The following is a 9,477-nucleotide window of genomic DNA, read 5'->3' on the forward strand; positions in this document are numbered from 1 at the left end:
AAGTTACTAAAAAAGATATTCATAACTGGTTTGCTCATTGTTGCTACTGTACCTCATGACCATAGGAAACGCTATATAAGTCAGCTTTGGAAGTTTATACTCAGAAAGATTTTCCTGAAGATTGGGCTATGGTGCAATTAAACTTAGGTTATGCTTATAGCGATCGCACTCAAGGAAGTATTGACGAAAATCTAAAACTGGCGCGGGACTATTACCAAGCTGCTTTAGAAGTTTATACTCTCAAAGATTTTCCTGAAGATTGGGCAACTGTACAAAATAATTTAGGTTATCTATACCACAATTTAGAGCAGTTTACCGAAGCAATGCAATACTTGAAATTAGCATTAAAAGTCAGAACTCCTCAAGCTTTCCCCCAGCATTGTCTGATTTCGGGACAAATTTTAGGTCAAATTGCCTTCAAATTAGGACTATGGAGAGAAGCTATTGAAGGGTATTGTTTTGCTATTGAAGCTTTAGAACAATTGCGAGTTTGGGCTAATACCGATCGACGCCGCCAAGAAATTTTAGGAGAAGATATATATCTTTATGAACATATTGTACAAGCATTAGTTAATACGAAAAATTTTTCACAAGCTTTTGAATATGTAGAGCGTTCCCGTTCTCGTCGCTTAGTAGATTTAATTGCCAGTAATGACCTTTACTCTCATGGAGATATACCTTCAGAAGTAGAAGAATATTTAGCAGAATTTGAAGGAATTCAACGACAGATAGATTGCGAACGTTCCGGTTTAAAGAAATCAAGTAAAAAGCAGAAGTTAATTGCAGTTAGAGCTAAGGATCTAATGGATATGGATCGTACACGCAATAGAGCAGCTTTAGAAGCCATTAGTGAAAATATCCAAGGTTTAGAAAGTGAAAAACAACAAATTTGGGAACAACTACGACGTTTAGATCCGGTTTTAGCTGGCGAAATTCAAGTCAGTCCCCCTAATTTAACCGCGATCCAAGAACTCATCGATCGCCCTACTACAGCTATACTTAATTTTTACACTACTGATGAAGATACATATGTATTTGTTTTGCGACAAGCCGAACTTAATTTGTACAAAATAACGCGAAAGCGAGGAAAAAACTTACAACAATGGATTAATGAAGATTGGCTAAAACCATACTTGGAGGCTGGCGATTCAAGTAAATCAGCCCAAGAGCAATTACAATGTAAAGCTAAGTGGAGAAATCGAATTCCGCAGTTTTTATCGAAACTTTCCCGCCGCCTGCAAATCGATAACCTGATTCGTCAGTACCTTAATAATATCGAGGAACTGATTATTGTTCCTCACCTTTGCCTACACCAAATTCCTTTTGCTGCTTTACCCTTAGAAAATGGTCAATATTTAGGCGATAAATTTATAATTCGTTACACTCCTAGTTGTCAAGTTTTAGAATTTTGCCACAAACGTCCACCTGTCAACGATCGACTAATGTATGGTATTGTGGAAGATGCAACGGAAGATTTACCCTGTGCAAGTTTTGAGGGTGAACAAATTGCCAAACTGTATAATATTCACAATGAACAACACTTACGAGGACGTAGCCAAGCAACGGTCAGCAACTATCGGCAACTGTCTCAACAAGTCGAGGGAATTATCTCTAGCCATCATGCTCAATCTCGCCTTGATAATCCGTTAGAATCCAGACTGGAATTGGCAGATGGTAGCATTACTTTGGGGCAGTTAATGACACCGGGCTGGCGGCTTCCTCATCTAGTTGATGTGTTTTTATCCTGTTGTGAAACAGGGCTAGGAACTACGGAAATTACTGATGATATTTTGACATTATCGACGGGCTTTTTATGTGCGGGTGCTCGGAGTGTTGTGAGCACGCTGTGGGCTGTAGATGATTTAGCAACAGCGTTATTTTCAATTTTTTATCACAAACTTCGGCAGCAAGGAAGTAGCCGCCCAAAAGCCTTGCAGCAAGCACAAATAAATTTGCGATCGCTCTCTGGGTCAGAATTTGTCGCTTGCTATTCTCGGCAACTTGGTGATTTATTAGAACGCAAATTTGAAGAGGCAGAGGGCGATCGCCAGTTTGCAGAAAACCAGCGTAATTCCTATTCAGAAGGTTCTGCCGACTATCTGCAATGGCTACAAGAGGAAGAAAAGCGGGCCGAAACAGCAACACGCAATTACAAAACTTTGCAACGACTGGAAATAATTAGTTGCTTAGATTTCCCTTTTGCTGACCCTTTTTATTGGGCTGCTTTCACTTGTTCCGGTTTACGGTAAAATTCAGCCTCAATCTAAGTCTGGACTCTTCAGCATCCCCATTAACTTCCGCTTCCGATTGTGTACTTGCATAAGTTGAGAACGATAAGCAGACCACTGAAGATTTTGCCCCATTTGTAAATAGGCAGCGCGGGCTTTTTCCAACCACTTAATTGCACGATCGTAGTCCTCTGATTTCCCGCGATCCATAATCGATTCAGCAAGCCGACAAGCATTGGCGATCGTCCAATCGGGACGGTGGGCGATCGCAGCCCCCATTACTCGGTGAATCAGTGCCGATTCGTAGCCACTTAAGCCATCAGCAACAGCGATCGCATCTTCAATAAGTCCCTCATAGAGAAAAATATCAACCTGTGCTTCAGAAACTCCCCAACTTCTATCACTTCTCAGAGTTGCTAACAAATTTGCTTTCACAGTTGACCAACTGTTTCCTGCAAACTCCTTCACTAAAAGATAATCGGCAAAGGATGGTTTGATTTCAAAAACCCGCATTCTAGAATTTAATGCAACTTCGTTTTGTCCCAATTCAACAGCCAACTCACTCGTCCAAATTGCCAGTTTATAAAGGCAGTTACCTGACAACTTCAACCCAGTTTGAGCAATTTTTAGAGCTTCAGCTTGGGCTTCCTGTGCTTGTAAACTTTGAGCGAGAGCAAAAGCATCTTCCGCTGATTTCATCTGAGTAGCAGCAGCTTCCACTGCTTCTTCTACTCTCCCCAAACGACTTAACATCGTCAAGTATTGTTGAGAGCAGTTTTCTGCTTGCGCTAAGTATAAGTATTCTTGATAGCGTTCCTGGCGATCGAGGATTTGCAAGCGAATTAATGCTAAGTTATTAGCACCTTCTGGTGCGTCATTAGCTTCTATTTCTTGCCCCGTAATATTTCCTTGAAGTACCTCTTGAATTAGGGGGTCATCCCAACCTTGGCGTAAAGCTTTCAAGCTCATGGTGAAATCGCAATCCCATTGATCTTGCCAACCTTCTAACATCACCTGGATATCGATCTCTTCTTCAGCAGTTAGTTCGGCCGTCAAAATGGCTTCTGTCCAAGCTTCATCCAAAGCGTTAGCTATATCAGAACTTTCAGCGCCATATTCTTCTACGTCATCCCAATCTTTAACGCAGGCTTCGGTGATGGCTTGTAAAATTACTAAGGCGTTGTTACCATCTCCCTCTGCAATCAATTCCTGCGCTTGCTGAATCACATCTAATAGTTCTTCTGTAATGGGGTCTTCTTCCTCCCATCCCTCGTCGAAATAACGCACAGCATTTCGCAAAATTTGTCGTACTTGTTGTCGAAAGGGAGCAGGATTAATGGAGGTGCGACGGGGTGCTTTAGTAGGTTGCTGTGGAGGCGTAGGAATAGCAATTAAGTTAATGTATCGTTCGATCGGATCGATGAGTGAGGGTTCCTTTTCTACTAAATGTTGTATTAATTGCTGGGTTTGTACATCGGTGAGGCGATCGAGTAACTGTTCCAGTGTGGGGCGCTGCTCAATTATTTGTGGTTGTCGCAGACATAATAACATGGTAGCAGCAATATGTTTACACCACCCAACGCGATCGTAAGCACAAGTGCAATTTGATGATGCCACATTAGCGTCATCAAATTTTATCGTAATACGGTAAGGTTGCACAGCAGAACCCTCCACTATTGCTTGCACGATATTGCCACGCAGGACTGCGCTAGTAACATTACCCGCTAAATAGTAAGTTTCACCGCGCTTGAGGGATGCGGCAGAGGTATTATGCTGGATCGTCGCTTCACTGAGTTTGGGAATTGGCATGAGACTATGCCTGAGCAATTAAAGGATTAGACTTGATTTTACCTCAGAGATGTACTCTGCCTAGGATTTAATTGTGTCTCAATGTAAGATTTTCAGAAATTTCAATAATCCGTAAAGCAAGCACTGAGAAGGTTTGCAGCTTGATGAGGGGAAATTTTTTCTGAAAATTTTGCATAATTGTCTCCCTACCCCCTGGTTAATAATAGAGCGCAGTTGGCCAACTAGCTTCTCCCTGATCCCTTTCCTTGACGGAGAAACAAGCTGTGATACCTATAATTTCATCTACCCCCCTGACATTATTAGCAATGGGGGTTCCCAATGCTGCGGGAGAAATCATTGCCAATATAGAGGCAAGTTTAGTATCAGCCATTGGTAGTTACCTCTTGATGGAAATTGCCCAAGCTGAGCGCAGAACAAAATGCACTTCTGGAGAGGACGATCCGATAGTTCCTCCGAACTAAATAACTTTAATTGTTAGCGATCGTTCAGTAGGGTGCGTCAGCTAGTTAAATGGTGAAGTAGGAGGTGAAGTAGGAGCGAAAAACTGAGAACTACTGACGCACCCTACAGTAATTCAATTAATTAGCTTCTCTGCCCGAAGCGCTGAGGCGATCGCGGGCAAAACTCTTCCAAATACTTAATTCTGGAAGTTTCCACGCCACACCTTTTTGTTGTTGGTCTTGTGCAGAGCAATTCAGGCATTTTTGCCAGCAAGAAAGAGCTGCTATTGTATCCCCTTTTGCTTCGAGAAATTGTGCTAGCAAGCAGTGTGCAATAGGATAGGAGTTATCTAATTCAATTGCTTTTTGCAAGTGAGTCTCTGCGTCACTGTAAAGTTGCAGTCCTAGATAAGCCCATCCCAGATTTTTGTGGAGTGTAACTTGCACCATTTTGTCATTAACTTCTGGCAAAATGGAGAGAATTAGTTCTACCGCTACGTCAAAATTTTCGCTCAGAATTTCCAATCGAGCTAAATTATTGACAGCAGCACCTGCAGCGCGACTGTTTTTATATTCTGCTGCTTTTTTGTAGTGCTGGCGAGCGTTGGGCAAATCTTCTAGTTTTTCGTAGGTTGACCCTAAATTGTAGTTAGCTGCTGGCAGTTCTGGATTGTAGCGAATGGTTTGTGTTAAATAACCTTTTGCAGTCTGTAACTCACTCTCTAAGTATTTCTTGTAACCAATTTGATTCAGGTATTTAGCAATTAATTGATGGGTGATAAATAGCCTAGCCTGCGGGCTGACTGTCAGGCGTTCTTCCCCGGAGTCGGTGAGGGCTTGCAGGAGCGATCGCTCGATGAGAATTTCTACAGCCAGTTTCAATTCTGATAAGTCTTCAGCAAATAGTAGACTGGATTGCAACTCGCTAAGGGTGGCGGGTTTATTGCTCGCCAAACAAGACAATACTTTTACTTCTAATTCAGAAAACTCCTGAAATTGATGCTCAAAATAATCTCGGACAATGCCCTCAATAACCGACGGAGTTTTTTTAATGAGTTGTGCTAAATTGCCCGCTAACATATCTTGAGCGTGAGTGACGGCTATTTTTAAAAGGAGGGGATTACCACCATATAGGTAAATGATTTCTGATAGTAAATTACTCTCTGAAGTAGAAACTTGGGGGGCGGATAAAATGATTGGTTTGGCATCCTTTTCTGGTAATTCACTCAGTTCTAAAGCTCGACAATGTAAGGCTCTTTCTGCTACATTATAAATTTCTATAGGGTGAGTCCAACTGATGATAAGCAGGCAACTTCGGTGAGGGGTTTGTGCTATTTGTTGGAAGAGTTCCCGGTAACTTTCGTATCCGGGGCGGTAGTGTCCTGATAGCTGTCCGCTTTCGAGGATAGTTTCGACTTCATCGAAGACTAATAAACAGCGGGTTAAACGCAAATATTCTATTAATTGAGAGATGAGTGAGTTGCTGGGTTTGGGAAGGTCGATGTCTGAATGATGAGATAGGAATTGCAAGAGGTCTGGCAAGAGTTTTGCAAGGGGGCCAGAGGTGGCGATATTTCGCCAGATTATGGTTTGAAATTCCCCTTGAATTTGTTGTAGAGTTTGCGTAGCTAATGCTGTTTTGCCAATCCCTCCCATGCCACAAATTGTGACTACTCGACAACGGTTTGTTACTATCCATTTTTTGAGAGTTTCTATTTCGGAATGACGCCCGTAGAAAGGTTCTTGAGCTGGGACTTCTCCCCAATCAATACGCGGTGAAAATTGAGGGATAGTTGCGTCTTGGAAGCGGGTATTCTCTAGGGTGGGATCAACTTCGCGGTCGGTTGTAGCATCCTGACGGTTAGTGGCAACTTGTTTCTGGTATTCAGTTACGAGAATTTGCTGGAGTTTTGCTAATTTTCCAGGCCCGGCACCTTGAACTTCAAATTTTTTATACACTTCGCCCAGGCGTTTTTGTAAGGCATCTTTGCGAACGCGAAGCTGGTCTGAAATATCAGACATGGATTCGCCTTTGATGGCTCTTGATAAGACTTCAAATTCGTTTTCGGAAATACCAACTTTAGTGGCTAAAGTTATTAAAAAATCTTCGGGAAGTTTCATACTACGTTGAATACAGGTATTACAAAGCGGGCGGTTCTACTCAAAGATAGCTGGGAAACGACGGGGCGATCGCGCCAAATAAGCGAACACAGGAATTTTGGCATTGGAAACAGAGGCTTCTGGGCTGTAACTTGATTATATGGGCTTTTTTCTCACTTAGAACGAGATAAACGAGATATACAACAGAAGAACTGAGGGGTGGCGCAAACAGAGGCTTCTGGACTGTAACTTGATTATATGGGCTTTTTTCTCACTTAGAACGAGGTAAACGAGGTAAACGAGATAAACAACAGAATAATTGAGGGGCGATCGGCTGAAATTTGGAGCCGTTGCTCAGTCTGGGTACTTGATTGGTAGAGGTTTAGAGCTTGTTTCAGTTGCCGTTAGAGGGGCTAGAGCCTTGTGAAATCGACTTTTGATGCTTTTATCTCATTTAATGAGATTCTTTTGAGTATTAGCTTGACAAGCTAGAACTGTATTTGATACATTAATCTCAGTTAGGTGCGGTGGATGTTTCAGAAAGTCGGCGCAGCCGGAGAGCTTTCTGAGTTCAGCGAACCTGAATACAGTTTCCCCCTCAGCTTTGCATAATTTTTGGGTTTGACCCTGGTTAATCAGTAGAGGTCGAAACCAGATTTACCTGTGAAAACTGCTGGACTAAAACAACTTACGAGTATCGTTGCTGATTGGAGAGTAAAAAGCCATGTTTAGGTGCGTCAAGTTGATAACCGCTTTACCTACGATCGCGCTTCTGTCTGTTTTCAATCTGTTTCCGAGGGCGATCGCCCAAGAATATCCGGGGTGTTTTCAGTTGAATTCTGAAAGAAAACAGTATGAATCTCTCGATCGGCTTTGTCGATTTCCCAAACCACCTGAAAACACGCGGAAGCCAGACCCTTTTAGGGTTCAGCTTGTGAATGGACTGGAGTTAACGGGATTAGCGATGGAAAATACAGGAACTCAGCGATTTCTTGTAGGGCGGTTGACCAACAAGCAAAGTAAGACGGCAAAAGTTCAGTCTATCAGCGTCCAATTTATCGATAAACGAGACGGGGCTGTCGTCGAATTTTTGACTGTTCCGCTTGGGGGTGTATTAGCTCGCAATCAGGGTTATGAATTCAGGAGAATTATGGATAATGCTCTTCAACTAGGCGATCGCAGTAACAATGATTTGTCTATCAAGTTTTTGGAGTGGGACTAGGTAAGATACTAGAGATCAAACTTAAACACATACCAAATCCTTCAATAAATTAGGAAAAATTCATGAAATCAGTAAATATTTTTTTTTGCTTGTTTAATTGAATCCTTTTGTTAAAGGGAAGTCCAGCCAAAAAACAAAATTCTCTGATTTTTAACTCCTCTATATACAGACTAGGAGCAACATTATGGACGAGTTTGTTAGGAAAGCTGCAGGACTAGGATTGCCTGTAATTTTACTTCTAATTGTGATGGCAACTACAGGTTTTGCAGGAGCGGCCGCAATTACGACGGCTTTGGCAATGTTAGGTGGGCCAGCAGGAATGTTCGGTGGCATTGCTTTGCTGGGCATCATCGGTTTAGCGACGGAAATGTTATCTAAGTACGGTCTTGAAGCGCTGTTAATTGGAATTTACAGGCAGCGCATTCAAAATGGAGAATCTCATGCTGCAATTTGCAAAGAAATCCGCCAATTACCACTATCTGGAGATTTGAGGCGGAGACTTGCGGAAGAGTTTGGGTGTTAGTAAATATAAAACGAGCAATTTTATTTGTAAATTGCCCAAGAGAGAACGCTGCTAATTGCTTAGAGAATCGAATAGGATGAACAGATGGAGAGCGAATTGATTGGAGAGGTTAGATTACGCAACTGCCACCTCGTCTACCGTGAAGGCTCAAACTATCGAGTAGATGTGCTTAAGGCTCAAAGACCTACCATCGTATTTACAAAAAACATTACTTGTGAAGTAGTCGAGTATTTGTACAATCAACTCAAGGGACATCAAGTTAATAAAGATGAAGCAGCAAATGTCCTCAAACCAGTGGCCAGCCAGTTAGATTTACCTTACAGCTATGGGCATCAGCTTTCCTATTATACGCAAGAGGTTTTAGTGGTACTTGTGGCGATAGGAAGAGCAAGTGTGAGTCAACAAATAGGTCGAGGTTGTTGTTATACAATTCTTCGGAGGTGCTAAATCCTAAAATGAGGCGCTCTAATAGCTTTTCCGAACCGTCAATTGACAATAAATATGAAATCTAATCAAGTCATCCAAATCAGCGGTACACCTGGTCAAATTGTGGGGATTGTTCCCGTTCAAAGTAATGGCACAATTGCGGTTAAATTAGTTGGCGAAATGTTACAAATCAGCTCGGAATCTTTTTTCGGTTTAGAAACAAAAGAGGTGTTTATTCCGATTGAGGATGTTAGAGCGATTGAAACAGGAGAGGGTTGTACTTGGTGGCTGTTTTGGTTAGGAATTCCAACTCTCGGTATTTTTATCGGTGTTGTATTTATTATTCTTGCGTTCATTGTCAAACAGCGCTATCTGACTATTTACAGCAGTCGGGTTAATGTGATAGTATTTCACAGGAAAGGAGAAAAAGTGGCTCAGTTTAGAACTGGTGTTTTAGAGGCTCGCTATTCTAAGTCTCTGGCGATCGCTAAACCGCCAATGCCACCACCGCCATCCCGTCCTTTGAATATTTGAGTCAAGAGAGTAGATATCATATCAAATCCGCGCTTCATCGTCGGGCGTAAAATCGAGTCAACATTCAACACTCAACCATCATTGAGTTTTGCGATCCCGAGTTAACGGTTAACATTCAACCCCACATTCCGCAGATGTGGGTCGGATTTCTTTATCAGTTGTGAAAACTTGGAAGCCAAACACTTTTAGGCTGAA

At 42.1% G+C, this 9,477-nt stretch carries 8 protein-coding genes; 6 read left to right on the plus strand and 2 right to left on the minus strand.

The features are described from left to right. Window positions 1–128 precede the first annotated feature (128 nt). On the plus strand, window positions 129–2,249 hold the full coding sequence (locus tag QUA99_RS31450; protein WP_333245096.1) for a CHAT domain-containing tetratricopeptide repeat protein: 2,121 nt from the start codon (window positions 129–131) through the stop codon (window positions 2,247–2,249). A 9-nt stretch (window positions 2,250–2,258) separates the two neighbouring features. Here QUA99_RS31450 and QUA99_RS31455 read toward each other — a convergent pair whose 3' ends face one another. Further along, on the minus strand, window positions 2,259–4,037 hold the full coding sequence (locus QUA99_RS31455; protein WP_333245093.1) for an SWIM zinc finger domain-containing protein: 1,779 nt from the start codon (window positions 4,035–4,037) through the stop codon (window positions 2,259–2,261). A gap of 263 nt (window positions 4,038–4,300) precedes the next feature. On the opposite strand from QUA99_RS31455, the gene QUA99_RS31460 reads away from it, so the two are divergent. Beyond that, window positions 4,301–4,498 carry a hypothetical protein gene (locus QUA99_RS31460; RefSeq protein ID WP_333245090.1) on the plus strand — a complete coding sequence of 66 codons (198 nt, stop codon included), beginning with the start codon at window positions 4,301–4,303 and terminating at the stop codon, window positions 4,496–4,498. Window positions 4,499–4,615: 117 nt separating this feature from the next. Here QUA99_RS31460 and QUA99_RS31465 read toward each other — a convergent pair whose 3' ends face one another. Continuing rightward, on the minus strand, window positions 4,616–6,598 hold the full coding sequence (locus QUA99_RS31465; RefSeq protein ID WP_333245087.1) for an NB-ARC domain-containing protein: 1,983 nt from the start codon (window positions 6,596–6,598) through the stop codon (window positions 4,616–4,618). A gap of 703 nt (window positions 6,599–7,301) precedes the next feature. On the opposite strand from QUA99_RS31465, the gene QUA99_RS31470 reads away from it, so the two are divergent. The 4 genes from QUA99_RS31470 (at window position 7,302) to QUA99_RS31485 (ending at window position 9,282) form a co-directional block, all read left to right on the plus strand. Then, window positions 7,302–7,799 (plus strand): hypothetical protein, encoded by a 498-nt coding sequence (locus QUA99_RS31470; RefSeq protein WP_333245085.1) that lies wholly within the window; start codon window positions 7,302–7,304, stop codon window positions 7,797–7,799. 184 nt (window positions 7,800–7,983) lie between these two features. After that, window positions 7,984–8,322 (plus strand): hypothetical protein, encoded by a 339-nt coding sequence (locus QUA99_RS31475; RefSeq protein ID WP_015178798.1) that lies wholly within the window; start codon window positions 7,984–7,986, stop codon window positions 8,320–8,322. An 84-nt stretch (window positions 8,323–8,406) separates the two neighbouring features. Beyond that, window positions 8,407–8,769 carry a hypothetical protein gene (locus QUA99_RS31480; protein ID WP_333245083.1) on the plus strand — a complete coding sequence of 121 codons (363 nt, stop codon included), beginning with the start codon at window positions 8,407–8,409 and terminating at the stop codon, window positions 8,767–8,769. Window positions 8,770–8,823: 54 nt separating this feature from the next. Further along, a complete protein-coding gene (locus tag QUA99_RS31485) occupies window positions 8,824–9,282 on the plus strand; it encodes a hypothetical protein (protein ID WP_333245080.1) in 459 nt (152 codons plus the stop codon). Window positions 9,283–9,477: the final 195 nt, after the last annotated feature.

It is taken from the genome of Microcoleus sp. F10-B2 (assembly GCF_036704965.1).
GTDB lineage: Bacteria > Cyanobacteriota > Cyanobacteriia > Cyanobacteriales > Microcoleaceae > Microcoleus.

Coding starts and splice junctions, on each gene's coding strand:
- QUA99_RS31450 (WP_333245096.1), top strand. CDS start 129: ATGGTGCAATTAAACTTAGGTTATGCTTATAGCGATCGCACTCAAGGA.
- QUA99_RS31455 (WP_333245093.1), bottom strand. CDS start 4,037: ATGCCAATTCCCAAACTCAGTGAAGCGACGATCCAGCATAATACCTCT.
- QUA99_RS31465 (WP_333245087.1), bottom strand. CDS start 6,598: ATGAAACTTCCCGAAGATTTTTTAATAACTTTAGCCACTAAAGTTGGT.
- QUA99_RS31470 (WP_333245085.1), top strand. CDS start 7,302: ATGTTTAGGTGCGTCAAGTTGATAACCGCTTTACCTACGATCGCGCTT.
- QUA99_RS31475 (WP_015178798.1), top strand. CDS start 7,984: ATGGACGAGTTTGTTAGGAAAGCTGCAGGACTAGGATTGCCTGTAATT.
- QUA99_RS31480 (WP_333245083.1), top strand. CDS start 8,407: ATGGAGAGCGAATTGATTGGAGAGGTTAGATTACGCAACTGCCACCTC.
- QUA99_RS31485 (WP_333245080.1), top strand. CDS start 8,824: ATGAAATCTAATCAAGTCATCCAAATCAGCGGTACACCTGGTCAAATT.